Consider the following 19,747-nt stretch of genomic DNA (forward strand, 5'->3'; position numbering starts at 1 on the left):
GGGTAATCAGAATGACAACTGCTAACAAGCCCCGCAACGTGTAATGAGAGTAAATGTAACAATTGATATAGGATTTCCAGCACGGAGGTAGGGATCATTCAATGATATTGTTCAAAAATATTTTCCGAAGCTACTTCGCCATTCCCATAATTATTTTTATCAAAAGCTAATTTTCATACAGATAACATCCCGGTTTTAAAACCGGGACTGTTTTGATACATATGCTATTTCTTCAGCAAGCGCGGGAGTTGATTATTTAATTCCATGATACACGCATCCATATATTTTTGGGTTTCAATCGTCACCTTCTTATAATTATCGCGTTCCCATTCTGACAGATTCGCTTCCACAGGAATGGGGGAACATTCAGCTACAGTATACGCGGAAAACATATTCCCACCCTCAGGTTTCTTATAGAAAAGCACCTTATATTTCAACTGATAAACGGGAGTGGTTGCTGTAGCATCTTTAAAAATCAATGCCCAGGTAGCATGGCCAATATTGAGTTGTTCTTTATAAACATAACCGCTGGATTGGGAGTCCATCCACTTACTGATACTTTTCTTTGCACCTTGAACAAGATAGGTATCAGTAGGATTTTTGATCGACTCGATGATTTCCCCTTTATAATTTTCTTTATCAAAACTGCTGGGTTTTATGTTTCCGGTTAACACAGACAAAACGGCCAACCCTTTTCCTACAGCGTTATGAGTCGGAGTAACTACGCGTAGTGAATTATCTGCGATACGATTATTGTTAAGATCTGCCTGTGCTGACACAGCCATAATCTCAATTGAACTACCATTGGAAGAGGTTACTGTTTCAGGCTTTATTTTGCTGGCACAACCCGTTAGCGCTACAACGAATAGTAAAGTAGTTACTGTGAATGTTGTTACTTTCATTTTCTTTCCTTGAGATAAAATAATGAAGGAGAATATCCTTCTGCTTGCTTACGCTTACCGCTCTTTCGTACTTAATTCAGGGCTAATTCGGCGTTTACCCCTTCCTGAAATATCCATGGCCGTTGAGGTCAACAATCTGTCAGTGATCCAGCGCAGATACGGGAACTTCGAGTAAAGCCTGACAGAAAGCTCCCGGCTCGGTAGTGAGCTCTGTTTCAGTTGTTAAGACTATGATAAAAATCTAAAACACTATTTAGATCTGTATGCCATTCAGATATTTTCATGCCATCTCCGTCATGCGTAGTACGGCTCTCTATAAACTTATTTATATTTTCCGGGGAAAAACCATGGCATTCCTCTAAAAAAATGACGTTATTTTGCACGTAAACTTTCTCATCTTCAAAATATAAAACCCATGTAAATATAAAGTTAGTTTTTTCAGGCTCATACATTGAAACAGCTAATGCTGAGTGAGTCTTATTGGATAGCCCTTCGCCGAGAGACTTTAACCAAGAATTTTTGTAATCTTTAATATCCCAATAGGATAAGGGCAAATGCAATTCTTCCTCATAATCATTGATAACAATGGATGATGGTTGTACCAACTCACCTTCCATACTCACTGGTTCACCTTTAGAGAATATTCCAAACATACCACTAGTCCTTAATCCTGTTTAGTCCGCTATCGTAAGTACCGATACGCTTACCTTTACTATTGAACATCTTCCAGCCATTAGTAACATTATGACTATCAATATCGGGGGTAATGTAGTTCTTGCCATCATAAAATACAGGCTGACCGTGTGAATTAAATGGCGCTTTCTGAGGTGGAATTCTGCGATCGAAACCTAAATTGCTTGCAGCCTCCTGAGCTTCTTTCCCTTTTAATGCCAGATAAGCAATATCATCTTTACTCGGCCCGTTAGGGATCGGCGTTATCGTCGTGTTCCCACCTGTATTCGGTGCACCTTCTGTATTGCCGGTGTTATTCGAACCGGAATCATTCTGACGATTCGTATTCCCTGTGTGATTTGGCCCCGTATCCACAGACCCTGTGTTATTACCCGTATGACCAGGCAATGTTTCAGGTAGCAGGTTACCACCAGTATGGGAAGGCGCATATTTATCGTGGAGTAAACTGACGTACTTAGCAATAATCTCATCATTACCCATCATTTCTAGGGTAACCAAATGCTCCAGTTCATCGGAGGTCATCTTATCAGCCATATCCTTGACCGCCGCTCCGGCAAGTCCCGCGATACCCGCTTTCGCACCGATCTCCAACAACTGCTCTGCGACCTTCGTCCGGCAGGGTGCAGCAACCGCGCAACCTCTGGCAACCAGTGCCAGCGAGTTATTCTCAGCCGCATTCTTCCCTGCCTGCCCCCCGGCCACCGCCGAACCCGTACTGTCTCCAGCAAGCCCGCCAGCCATCCCGGCCGATATCGTCGCCAGTGCACTGACCGTCTGCTTCTGCTCTTCGCTCAGCGTCGATAAATCTTTGACGTCAGGGTACAGCATACCCGCTATCGCCTTCGCCGCAAGCTCACCGGTCGCCGCTCCGGCCGCACCCGCTGCGGCACTGTTTCCCTGCAGCGCCGCAACCGCACCGCCCAGGATGGCATGCGCAATGGTTTTCGCTGCCGTATTGTTATCGATCCCCATGCCGTGACCAATACGATACGCCAGCTCCGGCGCGGATGCCCCCGCCAGTGCTGCAGTCAGGTCGCTACCCGCCAGCCCCTGAAGCGCGGCCGTCGCCGCCTGGATCCCCCTCTGCAGGTCGCTACCCGTCCCGTATTTTGCCGTCGTGGTCTTATATGCATCGGTCTCGCGCAGGGCATTCTGATATGCGGCTTTAACCTCGTCGCTGGCATCCGCCCCCGGCTCGGTTATCCCTTTATCTGCAAGCTCTTTTCTGCCTGCGTTCAGCCCGTTTATTTCCCCCTGCGTGTTCGCAATATCCACCACCTGCGAGCCAATCTCACCAATCAACTGCACTTCCTGCAGGCGCTGCTGCTCCTTCTCCTTGTCAAATATCGGGCTGATGCTGCCGTTCGCATGCTCCGCATCGCGGCTCAGGTCAGCCACATCCTGCTTCTGGTTCTCCTTATCGCGGATGATGAGCGTCCCTTCGCTCACCGCCGCCTGTGTTGTCCCTTCCGCGTGACCGCTGTTACCGCCTCCGGCCAGCAGAGCGTTCGCCATATTCCCGGCAAACTGCTTGCCGATGCTGCCGCCCGAACTGATACCCGCGCCCTGATGCTCCGTCTTAAAATCCGCCTGGTTGTGGATATCGCTAAAGCCCAGCGTGCCCGTATCTAGACGGTTTTTATCCGCCGTCGCCGTGGAGGCAATCACCCCGCTGTCGAGCTGCGTATGGTTGCCCACCGTCACGTCAAACCCGCCGTTGCCTGCAAACAGCCCGCTCTGCTCCTGCACCGAGTCGTAGTCGCTGGTCATTTTGTCGCGGCTGACATTGATGCTGCCGGAGAAACCGCCTGCACCAAAGGTGTAACCCGCACCTCCGCTGACGCTGTTCTGCTTGCTGTTGTAGTGATCGCTGTCCTGGGTGCTGGCAATCGTCAGGTCGCGCCCGATATCCGCCACCACGGTTTCGCCGCTCACCTGCGCCCCGGCGATCGTCGCGTCGCGCCCGGTGTTGATGGTCACGCGGTTACCCGCATCAACCGTGGTCTCGTTCTGCCAGACACCGTTGCCCTTCTCGTGCCCCTTGCTGCTGTTTGCGTTCGCCGAGATGCTGATGCCCGCCCCACCGGAACCGACACCCACTCCAACACCCAGGCTACCACCGCTGCTGCTGTTTTTACCCGTTGTCTGCTGCGTGTCCTGCGAGGCAATCAGGTTGACGTCCCGTGCTGCATCAAGCGTCACGTCCTTCCCGGCCTTAATCTGGCTTCCCGCCACGGTGATGTCGCTTCCGGTGGCTTTTATCGTGACGTTATTGCCCGCGCTCAGGGTGCTGCCCGTGGTCGTTTCGCTCTCCATGTGCGATGAGGATTTGGACGACTGTGACCCAATCGACGCGCTGACGCCGATGGTGTTGTTATTGCGTTTGTCAGAGTCGCCCTTCACCTGGTCCAGCGCCACGGCCTGTCCGGCCTGTACGCCTGACAGCGCCGCCTGCGTACCCTGCAGTGCCGCCAGACGTGAGTCGCTGCTCTGCTTCGCGCTCTGGGCCGTGGTGACCGCGTTATTCACCGCGCTCCCCGCCGCCCCGGACAGCGCCACCGTCAGCCCGCTGCTCTTCTGCTCAAATTTCTCATCGCGGGTGCGTTTGTCATGTCCTGGCTCAATCACCACGCTGTCACCGGTCAGGCTGATATCCTTCTGTGCGATGATATCTGCCCCGCCGATATGCGCCTGTTTGCCCGCTGCAATGCTGACGTTGCCGCCCGTCGAGCCGACGGTGCTGAAGCTCTCGCTCTGGGTGGTACCCTGCTCGCGAAGATCGTGGGTGGACTTGCTGCTGCCGATGGTGAAGCCAATGCCGCCCGTGCCCATCAGGCCGGACTTTTTGGTCTCCTTAAAGCGCCAGGCCGTGTCGGTGTTGGTCGCCGCCACGATGTCCACATTGTTGCCTGCGGAAAGGGCCACATCGCCATCGCCAGCGACCGCAGAACCTAACACCCGCAGGTTGTTACCCGCCGACACCGTCACATTATCGCCGCTCAGCAGCGAGCCTTTCTCCCGTGTCGCGCTCTCTTCCTCGATGGTGTGGGTGGTCTTTTTGCTCAGGAAGCCGCTACTGGTTTTAGTTTGTTCCCGATAGCGGTAATCGCTCTCCGTCGCCGTCGTCAGATTTACGTCGCGGCCTGCCGCCACGCCGATATCGCCCTGCGCTGTCACGTCAGCTGCCTGCGCGGTTACGTCGCGCCCTGCGAGGATCACCGTATTCCCCCCGCTGGCAATCTCCGTACCCTGCTGACGAACAGATTCGTCAATGGCGGTTTTTTTCTTCGCCTGGCTGCTGGAGCGTTCCATCGACGCTTCCGCCAGCAGGTCCACATCCCGACCGGCCTGAATGCCCACATCGCCTTCCGCCGCTATCGCTGCCGCACGGGCATTCACATCGTTACCTGCCTGCAGGGTGAGGTCATCGCCCGCGCTCAGGGTGCTGCCCTGATGTGTGACGGACGCCGTCTCCGTGGTCGCGCGGTTGCGCCCGGCGCGTCCTTCGCTGGTCACAATCTCGTTGGCGGTGATGTTGATATCATTCCCCGCCGCCATTCCCAGGCTGCCACCCGCCGACACGTTTGCGCCGGTCACGTTGATATCCTGTCCGGCGCGCATCGTCAGCCCGTCGGTGGCGGTGATGGAGGCCGTCTTGCCGACATCGGTGCCACTGAAATGCACATTTCCCGCATCGACATTCCACTGCTGTGCGCGGGTGATGTTGTTAATGCTGCCCGCGACGCTCTCCAGCCCTACCGTTTTGCCGCTGATGGTGGATCCGATGTTATTGATATCCCCCAGCGCGCTCAGGTTCAGCCCGCCACCTGCGCTCAGCAGCCCGGCGTTGAGGTTGCTCAGGCTGTTGCTGCTGTCGATTGAGAGCCCATTCTGCGCCGCAATTGTACTGCCGCTGTTAATGACGTTACCGCCCGCCAGCTGGACGTTATTGCCGCTAATCACGCTGCCGCTGTGAACGGTGACATCCTTCGGCGACAGGTAGACTTTCGGGATCATCACCGTCTGACCATTGATGGTCGCTGACTCCCACCAGAGCATGCTTTTATCGAGCGCGGCAACCTGCTCAGCCGTAAGCGCCACGCCGAATTTCAGCCCCAGCGTTTTTTGTTGCTCTGCGGCGCTGTCCATCAGGTAGCGCATCTGATCGAGATCGGAGCCGATGCCATTGATATAGCGGCTACCGGTCTGGTTCAGAATCGCGTTGCTGACGTAACGGGTATCAAACGCCGCGTCGCCGAGGAACCGGTAGTCGCGATCCGGGTTCAGGCCGAGCCTGTCCAGGAAATAGGACGAGCCAAGGAACTGGTTCCGATCGGTATACGCGCTGTTGGTTTCACGCGGTGTGGCACCGGGTGTTATGCCAAGCAGGTCATACAGTCCATTAAACAGGCTGTCGTCCATGTTGCCGAGTTCATCGAGCTTCGGGTTCACCGTAATCAGATACGGGCTATCGGGATCGGTGGATGGAACAAAATAGCCGTTGTTGCCGGACGGCAGTGGATAGTTACCGCTGCTGCCGTTTTGGTCGGAGAGCGATGAACCGCCGGAGATATCTTTCAGGGCGTCAGTGATATTGCCCAGTTGTTCAGGGAAACGAATGTCCGCACTGCCACCTTGTGCCAGTGATTCACTGTTAAGGCCCTTACCAATAGCTTCAGGCGAGAGCGTATTCAGCGTTGGGGCATCAATCGTATTACTGAACTCACCCGAATTTGCGGTGACGTTAGTATTGCTGATATCACTCGTAAAGTTTGCGCTAACGTTACCGCCAGCACTGATGACTGAGCGGTATACACCGCCATCAGCCACAAATTCGGTTGTGCGTTCACCGAGGATATAAGGCACCCAGCCATACCAGCCGTAGTCCTCATCAAACCAGCCCCAACTTCCGTCCGGATATTGTGTCAGAGGCTCCCATTTGCTATCGCTGCAGTCCCGGTAAAACCACTCGCAACGGTATTCAGCCTGAACGTACGTAACGCGGCGTCCACCTTCCGCAGAAAGGTTATTCAGTGTTCCCCCAGCAAGAACGGCATTACGGCCAGCAAGAATATGGCTGGCACGGTTATCCAGCGTTCCGGCATTAATCGTAATATCGCGTCCGGCAGCAATTCGGGCTGAACTGCCAGTGGCGGATACGGAAACCACAGACTCACTCAGCAGGAACTGCCGGATGTCCTCCCCTGTGAGGCGATAATCAACCCTGTCCCTGCACTGACCACTGCCATTAGCACCACTCCCAAGGCACTGCTCATACCAGTCATACACAACCTTACTGCCATCGTTTTTCCAGTCTTCAAGAAGGAGGACAAAATCCGAACGTCTGCCGTTGAGATCATAACTAAAGTAGTGTTCATCTGCGGCAGGAATGGCATCCGGGTATTCCCGTTCAGACTGGCTGACAGTCAGGCCATCGGCTTCATTGAGTAAATGGCCGGTATTAACGGTGATATCACCGCGTGTGGTCTCAATCGTACCGGAGCGGTTAACAACTTCAGCGTTTGCCTCCCCGACTGCATTCTTCTGCATCCAGAGGCTGTTATCCGCAAGAATATCGCCGTATATGTTGTGGATACGTGCAGCAAACAGAGAGATATTATTGCCCGCATAAATCAGCGCCGTGTTCAGCAGCGTACCGGCGGCCGTCATCGTCAGACTGCCCGCTGTACCGGTGAAACCGTTGACGGTGATATTTTCACGTGAGGTAAGCTGCACATCTCCGCCTGCCTGAAGCGAGCCGGACGCATTGAGCAACAGGCTCTGCGCGTTGAAGGTACTGCTACCGTTCCCGGTGGTGAGCGTACCGTTGTTCGTGAACGCTCCGCCAGCACTGAGGGCAATGGCATTGCCCTGCATTACGCCGCTGTTCGTCATGGCATTCTGCGATGAGACAGACAGCGTTTTACTTGCCGCCAGGGTGCCGGTGTTAACGAGCGCGTTAACCAGTTTCAGCGTGGTGTCGCCCAGAGAAACCACATCACCACGGCCGCTGTAATTACGCACGTCGAGCAGCAGCTTATCCCCGCTGTAGAGCTTACCGCTCTCGGTATTATCAAGAGCGTCACCGTTTATCGTAAGCGAAGTGGTGCCTAATACCGTTCCGCTGTTGGTAACGCTCTGGTAATTTGCCTGCAAATCAGCGCCCTGGAGTGTGCCGCTGTTATCAAGCGAGCTGCCGCGCAGTTCTGCGCGTGTCGTTGCGAGGACATTTCCGCCATTCACGGCTTTCACCACATCCAGCAGCAACCTCACCGCCTGAACCAGCCCGCTGCTGCTGTTCGCCAGTTCCGGTGCGGTCAGTGTGAGTTTGCCACCGGAGAGCATTTTGCCGTCGTTCTGTACGCGGGTGGTGGCCTTCACCGAAGATTCCCCACCGCCCTGCAGCGTGCCCTGATTGTTCAGCGTGGCTGTCGATACAGTCAGCGCATTCTCGCTCAGCAGCACACCGCTGGCGGTATTGTTCAGCGCGCCCGAGGCATTCAGCGTCAGCGCTTCTCCCTGAAGCCGTCCGCTGTTAATGAGTTGACCGGCGGTAACCGTGGTCGCTTTCCCCTGGATTTGCCCGGCGTTCGTTGCATTTTCCACATCAAGCGTCAGCGCGCCTGCGCTGAGCAGTTTTCCTCCGGCCTGGTTATTCAGCTGCGTAAGGGCGACCGAAAGCGCAACAACGCCGGTGATCTCACCGCTGTTGTTCAGGGTACTGGCCCCCAGCGTGAGGTGTTTTGCAATCCACTGCCCGCTGTTTGCCAGCGTCAGTGCTGAGAGCGCCAGTTCTCCATTGGAGGTGATTTTGCTGCCCGCTGTCCCGGTAAGGGTGCTGTCGATTTGCGCATCCAGTAAATTTTCTGCCTGGATCGCACCGCCGTTCGTAAGCGCCTGCGCATGAATAAGTACCCGTTTCCCCTGCCATTGCCCTGCGTTACGCAGATCGCCGCCAGTCACGGACAACTCGCCCGCAGTCAGTAACGATCCCGACGCGTCATTTACCAGCGTCAGTAATGGCGCCGCCATCTCCAGGCGGGCGGCCAGCATCAGGGCGGCAATCCCGGTCAGCGTTCCGCTGTTCGTGATGGTGTCCTGATGCGCGGTGACGCGATTCCCCTGAAGCGTACCGCTGTTGCGCAGCGTCTTTCCGTTAAGCGAAAGGTCACCGGCCGACAACATATTGCCGCTGTTAACGGTAGTGACCGCATTCAGCGTCCCGTTGCCCTGGCTCATCAGTTCGCCGGTATTGCTGAGCGTTCCAGCGGTCGTAACGTCAAGTGAGCCGGTCGCGAGGGAACTTCCGCGGTTAGTCCAGTCGTGGGAACGGATGCTGACATCCTGTCCCTGGAGCTGCCCTGCGGTAGTCAGCGTGGTACCTGAAAGGCCGAGCGCTCCGCCCGTCAGCGTGCGGGAGCCTGTCAGTAAATTCAGGATTCCGGCGGTCAGTGATAATGCGCTATCGCCCTGTAACAGACCGGCACTTTCCAGGCGATCGGCATTCAGCGTCAGGGTGTTGCCCACCATGCTGCCCGCACTGGACACCGACTGTGCCGTGATGCGGTTTGCACCTTGAGCCAGCAACATCCCCTCCGCGCTGTTCTTCAGCGTCTCGTAATCAATTGCCAGTGAAGTCCCGCTCAGCTCGCCGCTGTTGGTCAGATTTGAACCAGAGAGGGAAAGCGCCGCGTCGCTGGTGATAATACCGGCGTTGTTCAGTTCAGAGAGGGAAAGTGACAGTGCCGACGGGCTGTACAGCACGCCGCTGCTGCGGTTATCCAGCAGACGGGTAACCAGCGACAGCGTTTGTCCGGCGTGGATCAGACCACCGTTAATGACCTCAGGACTGTCGATTACAAGCGCGGAGGCCGTCAGGGTTCCACTGTTGCTGAGATGGCCGGTTTCAACCTTAAGCCCTGAAGCTGATGATTTCCCCGTGTGGTTGAGACTGCTGTCAGCCTTCAACGTCATGTTGCCTTTGGCAGCCTGAGTTCCTTCAAGTTTTGCGTTTTGCACGGCCACGCCGACGCTGTTGCCCTGTGTCTGTGCCGTGGCCGTGGTGTTGAGGCTGCGGCCCTGCACGGTAACGGCGCCACCGGCACTGGTTTCACCAGCAAGCGTGGTATCGGTGTTGTTCAGCGCCACATCCCCGTCGCTTTGGGTCACTGACGTTGCGCTGGCGGTGAACGTCTTCCCTGAGGTGGTGAGCCCCCGGACACCGGAAAGCGTACCGCTGTTGACGATTTGCGCCGCGTTCAGCGTTAGCGTGTCATCGCTGATAAGCGTGCCGCTGTTGTTCAGATTGCCGCTGGCGGTTACGGTGGTTTTCCCTTTCGCGCCGGTCTCACCGGAAAGCGTGGCATTGTCTGCGCGGATATCCAGCGTGGAGGCGCTCTTCAGCGCGCCGGAGCTGGTGATATCCGTCCCGGAGACGGTAAGACTGTTGCCCTGAACGGTGCCGGTATTGCTGAATATACCGGTGTTTATCCGGGTATCCGCCACGGCGGCTAATGCGCCATGGTTAGCGAGGCTGCCCGCGCTGACGGCGAGAGATTGTCCGGCGGTTGTGCTGCCTTTCAGTTGGCTGTGGCCAGACGTGGTGAGCGTGATATTCCCGCTGGCATTTGTTGTGCTACGGCTCTCTTGGGTCAACGTCTGCGCGTTGAGGGCAATCTCGGAAGCACTGAGATTTCCCTGCTGCACCAGTTCGCCACCCTTAACCGACAGTTGCTGCCCCGCCACAACAGAACCGTTAAGCGCCGCGTTTTTCTCAGCATTTACGGCAAGATGACGACCCGCGCTTGCCTGGGCATCTACGCTCTGGATCAGGGTGGTCGCGGCAAGCGTAGCGTCATTTGCCGCCGTGAACGCACCGCCGTTTTGCGTCAGCGTGCCGCGGGTTGTTAACTGAAGGTTGTTATCGGCGGCAACGTGAGCCTGGTCAAGCGTCAGCGCCGTCTGGCCGGAGACCGTGACGTTGCCACCCGCTTTATGGTCCCCGCGTAACGTTACGTCCGCTGCGCTGACCGTGGTGCTGCCGCTGGCAAGGGTGTTTTTCAGCACCACTTTTCCCGCACTGCTGAGCGCAATATCCCCCTGTCGCGCGTTAAGGTTGCCCAGGTTTACGCCCACCCCCGTTTCACTGGAGACCAGACGGATCCGGTTGGCATACATGCCGCCCAGCGCGCCGGTGTCTACCGCGACCTTCGGGGCTGTACCTTCACCTTTTAACGCACTGACGCTGCCATCCGCCGCTACGCGGTTCGCCCCTGCAACGACACGTAAATCTTTCGCATGCAGTTGCACGTTGATCTCCGTCGCACGGGAGATGATCGACACCGCATCGCTCTGCGAGCCATTGAGGCCCGCGCCCTCGATGGTGACCGCCCCCTGGGTTACATCAAGAGATTGCAGCTTACCGCTGGCATCAAGCACCGGTTTACCCGTGGTGAGGGTCACATTCGGCGTGTTGATAAATCCGCAGCCGTTACAGGTGATACCGTAGGGATTCGCCACGATGACGTTCGCCGCCTTGCCGGCCACTTCGGTATAGCCCTGCAAATTTGAGCGGTTAGCGCCGGTGACTTCGTTGATGATGCCTTTGGCTTCCTGCCCGGCCTTCAGGTTGGGGTTATTCTGGATAAGCCCGCCAAGCTGAGTCTGGTTAAGCTGCCCGGTCGCGTTATTGAGGATCAGCCCCTCTTTCCCGACGTTGTAGTCGTTGTATTTGTTATGGGAAATACCGGACTGGTTCGGCGTGGCGATGTTCACCACCGGCACGCCGTTAGCCGCCTTATCCATCTGCGTATTGCCGGACGGGGTGATGGATGCCGCCACCGCAGGTAACAGCGGCTGCGTCGCCAGCAGAACGCTCAGTAACGCGCTCAGCGCGCGCTGTGAAAAACGAACCTGATCCTGTTTCATCATCCCTGTCCCTTAGAAAGCCACTGATACGCGGTAGTAAATCGTGAGGTGATCCGGTGCCAGCCAATCCGGATACGCCATCGGTGTGCCAACGGTAAACTGGCTTGAATAGCCGCGATGAGCCGTCGTCAGACCAAACGCGGCGCCCCACAGTGTGCCGGAGGCGTAACGGTCAAATCCGTCCTTCTTCAGCCAGCCACCGTCAACTGCCGCCAGCAGGCCGACATCCCCCACCCACGGCAGCGTAAAGAGCGAATAATTGAGTTCATTTCGCCAGTAACCGCCGTTATCACCGGAGAGGTACTGCTCTTTGAAGCCGCGCACGGAGGCCTCTCCCCCCAGCGTCAGGCGCTCGCTGCCGTACAGCCGGTCCGGCGACCACTGAAAATAGACGCTGGTCAACCACCACAGCCCGTCAGCAACCGGGCGCTGAAAACTGCCGTTGACGCTCCATTTGCGGAACTCGGCTTTCGGCACATCGCCATGTTTGTCGTTATCATCTTCGGCGCCAAACCACGGCACACCCTGAGTGAAGGTCGGGTTCAGGGTCGCCACGCCGGAGGCAATTTTTTGCGTGTGGTTAAGGCCCAGGGAGAAACTTGAAAGTTTGCGGCTGCTGGTAGCCAGCAGAACATCGTCGAGATAGTTATGGTTGATGCGGTGGGTGATGCCCGCCGACACGCCGGTTTTGATATCGCCATTGCGGAACAGGACCCATGAGCCATTCAGACGGTGGGTTTCGGTGTCGCCCGTCGAACGCCAGAGCCAGCCGTTATTATCGATGGTGCTGAGGTAGTTGCTCCAGCTGTAGCTGTAGTCCAGCAAGCCGTAGCCGTAAGGCACGCTGACCCCGGCGGCAAAATTCTGAGCATCATGGCTGTTCGAAAAATCGCTGCTGCGCCCGCCGCTGATAAACCACTTATCCGCCAGCCCCAGCAGGTTATTGCCGTACAGCGCGCCATTGAGTTGTCCGGTACCGGTACTCTTTTGCCCGCTGTTATCGAAACTCACTGAACCGCTGAGCGGGAATTCAGGCGAAGCCGTCAGATTGACGATTGAATAGCCCTGTCTGTCGCCGGGCAAAATTTCTATTTCAACCGGCGTCTGGCGCACGCGATTAAGCTGCTCCATGCCCTGTTCGATATCGCGCAGGTTAAGAATTTTCCCTTCGAGGCCGGGGAAGGTCATGCTCAGCGTGCGGGCGGGAACCCCTTCAAGCCGGATTTGCTGGAGTTTGCCTTCCAGTACCGCGAGATGCAGTACGCCACCAGAGAGATCCTGCTCGGTTAAAAATGCGCGGCTGGTGATATACCCCCGGCTGATATACCAGTCAGAGACGGCGTTGGTCAGGGCGTTGAGACGCGCCATATCAAGACACTGGTTCACCCACGGCGCAACCAGGCGATCTTTGGCTAACGGAGAAAGAAGGGTGGTACCCGTCAGCTCAATGCGCGAGATAACAAAACAGGGACCTTGCGGAGTCGCGGCACTGTCGGGCTGAACAGGACGCGGTAATACCACGCTGCGCTCCAGCTCTTCACGCTGGCGCTGGTTTTCATCCAGCAGCTGCTGCTGTTGCTGCTGAATAGTATTACGGTCGGCCGGAGACAGGGGGGCCGCCTGCGCAGCACCTGCCAGCAAGGCCATGCCAGCCAGCACCTGTAGTATCGACGTTTTCCCTGACATCACTGCCACTCCTTGCTAAAAGTCCGTTTTCAGACTTGCCTGTCAAAAAACGCGCAACTTATGTCAAAAAGTAAACAGTGTAAATACACACATTTAATTTAAGGTCTATTTTGCTGCATTTTCAGAATTTAGCGGGTGACACTGCGTAAATCTAAAGAAATCCCCCATCGCGCCGATCATCATCCGTGTGTATTATTTCCTGTAGCGTTTCCAACAACTAACCTTAACTCAAATACTTAAGCGCCAAAGCGAAAGGCATCATGAGCACACCGATCAAACGGCTAGAAATCATTAAAAATGCCATTGAACTGGAAGATGACGACATCATTCAGAGCCAGCTAACCCGGCTGAAAAATGAAGCGTTTGACGATGAGCTACAGGCAATCGTCGTGGCGCTTGAGCAGAAAAACTACACCGCGGCCATCGCCGCGATCGTCGCGTGGCTACAGAGCCAGCGTGCCGTGACGCCATGGCGCGATCCGCAGGTCGCCGCGAGCAAACTGGAACTGAAAGCGCTGGAAGAGCGACTGCGCGATCTGATTGACCGCCGTAACGCGCGCGTACAGCAGCTTGATGAGTTCAACGATCTCTATTTCTCCCGCCTGGGTCCGCTGATGCAGCAGATCCTCGCCCTGCGTAAAACGCTGGCCGAGCTGAACCTGCGCCGCCAGCAGGCTGAGGCCCGTCGTCGCGAGGAAGACTATCGCCGCTGTCAGCGCTACATGGCCCAGGCCGTGGAGGTGCTGGCAACACTCACCCAGCGCTGGCGCGAACTTCCTGCCGATTCCGTACAGGCAGCCGAGGCGCGTAAGCATCTGCAGCAGCAAAGTAACCTGATTGCCAACCTGCTTGCCGAGGCGCTGGAGCTGGAGAGCGGCTTAACGCGTGAGGAAGAGCCTGCGCGTCAGGCGCGTGACGAGGCCAACGAAGAGTACGAGAAATACCGCGAGCAGCATCAGGATGCCGAAGTGCGTCTGCGTAAAGGGAAAGATCTTTCACAGGAGGATCGGGACGAGCTGAAACGGCTCTGGCGGCAGGCGAGCAAGCTGTGTCACCCGGATCTGGTGGCGGACGATTTGAAAGAAGAAGCCAACGCGATGATGGTGCAGCTCAACCAGGCTAAACAGCGTGGAGACGTCAAAGCCATTCGTTCTCTGGTGGCGCGCCTGCAGCAGGGCTTCGAGCCGCTGATGGCCAGCGACAGGCTGAACGATCTGGAGCGCATCCGCAAAAAAATGGCTCAGGTTCGCGAGCAGATCGACACCTTAGTGAACGAGCTGGCAGAACTGGAGAAAGAAGAATCCTGGCTGCTGGTGTCGTCGCTCAGCAATATGGAAGCGTACTTCGCGCAGCAGGAAAAGGCGCTGAACGAGGTCCGCGCCTCGCTCGAACATCAGGTGAGCGAAGCGCAGCTCGATTCAGCAGCGTAATTATTTCGCGTGCCAGTACGCGCTGGCACGCACCAGCTGCTGATCGATAGCCTCAGTCTCAAACAGTCGGCTCAGGTTTTTAACCACCTTCCCTTCCCCGGTCAGCCAGATAAAGTAATCTTCCGCCGGAACGTTCAGCGACGGCAGCTGCTCAACCACCGCCTGCTCGCTGTGGCCGATCACCCAGGTGATGTTGAACGCGCTCAGGTGCGCCAGATAATCCTTGTATGATTCATCCCCGACGGTGACCACCGCGTGAATTTCCGGGCGTTTCGGCAAGCTGGCGATGCCTTCCAGGCGGCGACGCAACGCCGGCATCCCGGACTCATCGCACACATACAGCTGCCAGGCGTAATCCTTCGGTACCACCAGCGAACCGCGCGGGCCACCAATCGTCAGCCTGTCGCCCACTTTCGCCTCTAGCGCCCACTGGCTGGCAACGCCACCGTCATGCACGAAGAAATCAAGCGCCAGCTCGTGCTTCGCGGCGTCGTACAGCGGCGTGTAATCCCGGCTTTGCGGGCGCACGCCGTCGCCCCAGTCAATGCCCTCGTCGGTGACCACCGGTGGAACAAACGTCGTTCCCGGGGCCGGGAAAAACACTTTGGTGTGATCGTCGAAACCGCGGGAGCTAAAGCCCTCCAGCGCTTCGCCGCCTAAAACTATGCGCTGAAAACCAGCGCTTACGCGCTCAACACGGAGCACGGTCAGTTCACGAAAACGCAGTTCGTTACGCACGCGTTGTGGATAGCGGGTGGTTGCCATGTTAAGACCCTTCTCAGGTGAATACGATATATCTAAATTGATTTTAAATGATAATGATTGCTAATCAGCAAGAATGCAAGATCTTTTAGATTGCATCTGAATATATCTTAGATATAGTTTAGATATATCAATTTACGAGGCACACTATGCGACACGAACATGATGGCGGCGGACGACGACCGCGCTTTTTTGGTCACGGCGATCTGCGGCTGGTGATTCTGGATATTCTGACCCGCAACGCGAGCCACGGTTACGAGCTGATCAAAGAGATTGAGAACCTGACCCAGGGGAACTACACCCCGAGTCCTGGCGTGATTTACCCGACGCTGGATTATCTTCAGGATCAGGCGTTTATCACCATTACGGAAGAAGAGAATGGGCGTAAGCGCATTGCCATCAATGCGGCAGGACAGCAGTGGCTGGAGGAAAACCAGGAACAGCTTGAGCAGATTCAGGCGCGTATCAAAGCCCGCGCGGTCGGTTTCCAGCTACGCAAAAACCCGCAGATGAAGCGGGCACTGGATAACTTCAAAGCGGTGTTAGATCTGAAGGTGAATCAGGGAGCGCTCAGCGACGCGCAGCTTAAGCAGATCGTTGGCGTGATCGACCGCGCGGCGCTGGAGATCTCCCAGCTGGATTAAGCCGGTGCGTGCGCGCTCACGCGGAAGACGCGTACCAGCTCTTTCAGGTGCATCGCCTGCTCGTTGAGGGAGGCCGCCGCAGCAACAGACTCCTCCACCAGCGCGGAGTTTTGCTGGGTGGTGGCATCAATCAGGCCAATCGCGCTGTTAATCTGCGAGATCCCCTCTGTCTGCTCGTGGCTGGCCTGGCGGATCTCACGCAGGATCACATCCATCTCTTCCACGTTGCCCACCATGCCATTGATAAGCTCGCTCGCCTTCTCGACCAGGTTCATCCCGTCCTGCGTCTGGCTGGTGGAGCTTTCAATCAGCTCACGGATCTCACTGGCTGACGAAGCACTCTTCTGCGCGAGCTGGCGCACTTCACCAGCCACCACCGCAAAGCCACGACCGTGCTCGCCCGCCCGGGCCGCTTCCACCGCCGCGTTCAGCGCCAGAATATTGGTCTGGAAGGCAATGGCATCGATCAGGTCGATAATGTCGGACATCCGGTTCGAGGTCTCGTTAATCAGGCGCATTTTGCTGGTCACCTGCTTCATCATCTCACCGTTGTTTTTGACCACCTTCGCGGCATCCGCCGACAGGTTGGTCGCTTCTCCGGTATGCGAAGCGGTGTTTTTCACCGTCGCGGTGATCTGTTCCATCGAGGCGGCGGTCTGCTCCACAGAGCTAGCCTGCTCTTCCGTGCGCGCAGCCAGATCCTGGTTCCCGGCGACAATCTGCGCGGCGGCGCTGGAGATATTCTCCGAGCCGGTCTGCACCTGCTGCACAATGTCCAGCAGACGCGTTTTCATCTCCATCAGGGCATGCAGCAACAGGCCGGTTTCGTCTTTACCGTGCGAGGTGATACTGCCGGTGAGATCGCCATCCGCAATCGCCGCCGCAAAATCCACGGCCTGGCCCAGCGGACGGGTAATGGAACGCACGATAAACCAGCCAATCAGGCTGCCTGCCGCCACGCTGAAGAGAGTAATGAGGATGAGCAGCAGACGGTTGCTCCTGAAATCACTTTCCACCTGCACCCCGGCGTTCTGCATCTCAGTGTTCTGAATCGCAATCAGCTGCTGCACTTTGGCTTTATAGGCCTGCTGCAGTTTGAGGGTGTTGGTCATCATCTCCTGAAGCGCACCCGCGCGATCGTGGTTCTGCACCGCCTGCAAAATACGATAGCGCGAGTCCAGATACTGCTGGCGCACGCCGCGTATCTCGGCGAGCACCTGCTGCGATTGCTGATCCTGCAGCACGTTGTTCAGCTCACCGAGGAGCACCGTGATGTGCTCGCTAATCTCTTTAAGATGCTGCTGCGACTGCGCCGTGTACGTTCCCTGTTCATCCAGCAGCATGAGCTGCTGAGTGCTAATAAATTCCTGGAAGTTATCGATTAACTGGTTCGCTTTTACCGTGGTTGGATAATCACTGGTAATAATGGATTGCATCCCGTTGTTTGCCCGGTTCAGACTCATTAAAGACAAACTCGCGCTCACCACCATCAGGACAATAAAGAATCCAAACGCCAGAAATAATTTCGTGCCGATTTTTACGTCATGTAAGAACATATTTACTCCATCGATGTGATTATTTCTCAGACGATCACCGTTATCGGTAACGAAACCGCTAACTTTATGACTTTGATCGTTTTTTTATTTCATAACCATCACAATGGATAGGCAGAGGCTATTAATATAGCCGTATCGATCGTTACTCAACCACCAGACGGGGCATTTATGAAATAGCATCGGGGAAAAATGACTTAGGCAGGGATAAATAACTGAGGCACTTTCTTTAGTTATTTAATATAAAATTAACAATAAATCGCAGGAATAATTACAAATGAAGCGACGAAAGCCGTTTATGCCTGGCAGAATAAACGGCTTTTCTGGAACATTACAGACTCAATGGAGAACCGTCACTGCATCCTGAAGACGTCCGGCCCGGTGTTTTACCATCGCGGAGATCTGCGCACTCTCTTCAACCAGATCGGCGTTTTTCTGCGTGATGCTGTCCAGTTCAGCCACTGCGCGGGTTAACTCCGAAAGCCCGGTAGCCTGTTCAGAGGTGGCATGGCTAATCTGCGCGATCAGCTGCGTGACGTTTTTCACCTGCTCAACGATATCATCCATGGTGCGTCCTGCGGCGTGTACCTGCTCGGAGCCGGACTGTACCTTGCTGGCGCTGGCATCAATCAGCTTACGGATATCGTTGGCGGCATTAGCGCTGCGGCTGGCAAGATGGCGAACTTCCCCTGCCACCACCGCAAAGCCTTTGCCCTGCTCACCGGCCCGTGCCGCTTCTACCGCCGCATTCAGGGCGAGGATATTGGTCTGGAAGGCAATATCGTTGATCAGGGTGGTAATGGAGCCGATACGCTGGGTACTGTCGGCGATATCGTCCATGGTTTTGACTACCGTCTGCATCGCGTTCCCGCCTTTGGTCGCCGCACTGCTGGCGGCTACGGAGAGCTTATCGACCTCGGTGGCGGTTTCAGAGTTACTCTGAACGGAGGCCGCCATCTGGTTCATCGTCGCCACGGTCTGCTGCACGTTTGCAACGGTCTGACGCGTGCGGTCGTTCAGATCCTCATTACCCTGTGCCAGCTTGTCGCTGCCGTCGCGCACGCTCACCACCTGGCTTGATACGTCATTGATTAGCCAGCGACACATCAGCCCCAGTTGCCCCACCGCGCGAAGGGTCAGGCCCAGTTCGTCGCTGCGGTTCAGGTGCTGCACGCTATTGCGCTCGCCGGTTGCCACCTTCAGCGCCTGTCGCGCCACATTCTCTACCGGCCGGACAATCTGCTGTTCAAACAACAACGTGCCCAGCAGCATCATTATCGCTGCTGCGACCAACGACACCCAGCCTGCTGAGGTTGCCACCAGCGTAGCGGCGAGCGCGCCAAAGAGCACCGCCATCACGCCGCGTACCCGCCAGCGCAGCGGCATTGCCGGTAGTTTTCCGAACCAGCCCTGACGCACCACCAGCCCTTTATGGATCCGTTTAGTACAGCGTCCGGCATTCAGGGCCTTATAGAGTGGCTCCACGGTAGCGATCTCTTCTGCCGTCGCTTTGGTGCGAATCGACATATAGCCGGTGACCTTCCCGTGGCGCACCATCGGCACCGCGTTGGCGCGCACCCAGTAGTGATCGCCATTTTTACGGCGGTTTTTGACAATTCCGCTCCACGGCTCGCCCTGTTGCAGGGTGTACCACATATCGGCAAAAGCGGCTTTAGGCATATCAGGATGGCGCACCAGATTATGCGGCTGACCCATCAGCTCATTAAGCTGATAGCCACTCACCTGAACAAAGGTGTCGTTAGCATGAGTCAGATAGCTGTGGACGTCTGTGGTAGACATTAAGGTGGTGTCATCGTCCAGAAGATATTCATTCTGGGTGACATAGGTTGGAGAGGACATCGTGAGCATCCCTTGCAGGTTATTTGAATGTTAATTTTGTGGTTTATTGTTTTTTCGGCGGTAAACAATTTATCTTTAGTTGTTAAACTTGATGGAGATCGCAGATTTCACTTAAACCGCACTTTTTGTGAGATTTTATAATTGATTGATTTTAAATACTTTCACAATGAAATTACCTGCAAAGGATGATCTGTTAACGCCCACTTAAGTCGCACCGCCTGCCCCCCCCTGGTGCAATTGACCCCATCCACGTCTTCCTGCCCCCGTTTTCCGTACCGCTAAATCCCGTC

9 protein-coding genes are annotated in these 19,747 nt (G+C 55.8%); 2 read left to right on the top strand and 7 right to left on the bottom strand.

Features of this window, described 5'->3' with window-relative positions:
• Positions 1-224 precede the first annotated feature (224 nt).
• From ECL_RS22195 to ECL_RS22210, 4 genes are all read right to left on the bottom strand, one after another.
• Positions 225-902, bottom strand: coding sequence for a hypothetical protein (locus tag ECL_RS22195; protein WP_044157618.1), 678 nt, complete (start codon positions 900-902; stop codon positions 225-227).
• Positions 903-1,117: 215 nt separating this feature from the next.
• Positions 1,118-1,555 carry a toxin-immunity protein system imunity protein CdiI gene (cdiI, locus tag ECL_RS22200; RefSeq protein WP_044157619.1) on the bottom strand — a complete coding sequence of 146 codons (438 nt, stop codon included), beginning with the start codon at positions 1,553-1,555 and terminating at the stop codon, positions 1,118-1,120.
• Between the two features lie 4 nt (positions 1,556-1,559).
• The gene (gene cdiA / locus ECL_RS22205; protein WP_013098820.1) at positions 1,560-11,525 is read right to left on the bottom strand and encodes a contact-dependent inhibition effector 16S rRNA endonuclease; all 9,966 of its coding nucleotides are present in this window, start codon (positions 11,523-11,525) and stop codon (positions 1,560-1,562) included.
• A 9-nt stretch (positions 11,526-11,534) separates the two neighbouring features.
• Positions 11,535-13,169, bottom strand: coding sequence for a ShlB/FhaC/HecB family hemolysin secretion/activation protein (locus tag ECL_RS22210; protein ID WP_370626775.1), 1,635 nt, complete (start codon positions 13,167-13,169; stop codon positions 11,535-11,537).
• Between the two features lie 299 nt (positions 13,170-13,468).
• Here ECL_RS22210 and ECL_RS22215 point away from each other — a divergent pair, with 299 nt between their 5' ends.
• Positions 13,469-14,638, top strand: coding sequence for a DNA repair ATPase (locus tag ECL_RS22215; protein ID WP_013098822.1), 1,170 nt, complete (start codon positions 13,469-13,471; stop codon positions 14,636-14,638).
• Here ECL_RS22215 and ECL_RS22220 read toward each other — a convergent pair whose 3' ends face one another.
• Positions 14,639-15,403, bottom strand: coding sequence for a siderophore-interacting protein (locus tag ECL_RS22220; RefSeq protein WP_013098823.1), 765 nt, complete (start codon positions 15,401-15,403; stop codon positions 14,639-14,641). It abuts the gene before it with no gap.
• 146 nt (positions 15,404-15,549) lie between these two features.
• Here ECL_RS22220 and ECL_RS22225 point away from each other — a divergent pair, with 146 nt between their 5' ends.
• Positions 15,550-16,044 carry a PadR family transcriptional regulator gene (locus ECL_RS22225; protein WP_013098824.1) on the top strand — a complete coding sequence of 165 codons (495 nt, stop codon included), beginning with the start codon at positions 15,550-15,552 and terminating at the stop codon, positions 16,042-16,044.
• On the opposite strand, the gene ECL_RS22230 is transcribed toward ECL_RS22225, so the two are convergent.
• Positions 16,041-17,600 carry a methyl-accepting chemotaxis protein gene (locus tag ECL_RS22230; RefSeq protein ID WP_013098825.1) on the bottom strand — a complete coding sequence of 520 codons (1,560 nt, stop codon included), beginning with the start codon at positions 17,598-17,600 and terminating at the stop codon, positions 16,041-16,043. The genes ECL_RS22225 and ECL_RS22230 overlap by 4 nt on opposite strands.
• A gap of 336 nt (positions 17,601-17,936) precedes the next feature.
• Entirely contained in the window at positions 17,937-19,457 is a 1,521-nt protein-coding gene (locus ECL_RS22235; RefSeq protein ID WP_013098826.1) for a methyl-accepting chemotaxis protein, read from the bottom strand.
• Positions 19,458-19,747: the final 290 nt, after the last annotated feature.

Origin of the sequence: Enterobacter cloacae subsp. cloacae ATCC 13047 (assembly GCF_000025565.1) — a bacterium.
In the GTDB taxonomy this organism is placed as follows: domain Bacteria; phylum Pseudomonadota; class Gammaproteobacteria; order Enterobacterales; family Enterobacteriaceae; genus Enterobacter; species Enterobacter cloacae.

Excerpts from the sequence above, each read along its gene's own strand:
- ECL_RS22195 (WP_044157618.1), bottom strand. The coding sequence starts at position 902 with ATGAAAGTAACAACATTCACAGTAACTACTTTACTATTCGTTGTAGCG.
- cdiI (WP_044157619.1), bottom strand. The coding sequence starts at position 1,555 with ATGTTTGGAATATTCTCTAAAGGTGAACCAGTGAGTATGGAAGGTGAG.
- cdiA (WP_013098820.1), bottom strand. The coding sequence starts at position 11,525 with ATGATGAAACAGGATCAGGTTCGTTTTTCACAGCGCGCGCTGAGCGCG.
- ECL_RS22210 (WP_370626775.1), bottom strand. The coding sequence starts at position 13,169 with ATGGCCTTGCTGGCAGGTGCTGCGCAGGCGGCCCCCCTGTCTCCGGCC.
- ECL_RS22215 (WP_013098822.1), top strand. The coding sequence starts at position 13,469 with ATGAGCACACCGATCAAACGGCTAGAAATCATTAAAAATGCCATTGAA.
- ECL_RS22220 (WP_013098823.1), bottom strand. The coding sequence starts at position 15,403 with ATGGCAACCACCCGCTATCCACAACGCGTGCGTAACGAACTGCGTTTT.
- ECL_RS22225 (WP_013098824.1), top strand. The coding sequence starts at position 15,550 with ATGCGACACGAACATGATGGCGGCGGACGACGACCGCGCTTTTTTGGT.
- ECL_RS22230 (WP_013098825.1), bottom strand. The coding sequence starts at position 17,600 with ATGTTCTTACATGACGTAAAAATCGGCACGAAATTATTTCTGGCGTTT.
- ECL_RS22235 (WP_013098826.1), bottom strand. The coding sequence starts at position 19,457 with ATGTCCTCTCCAACCTATGTCACCCAGAATGAATATCTTCTGGACGAT.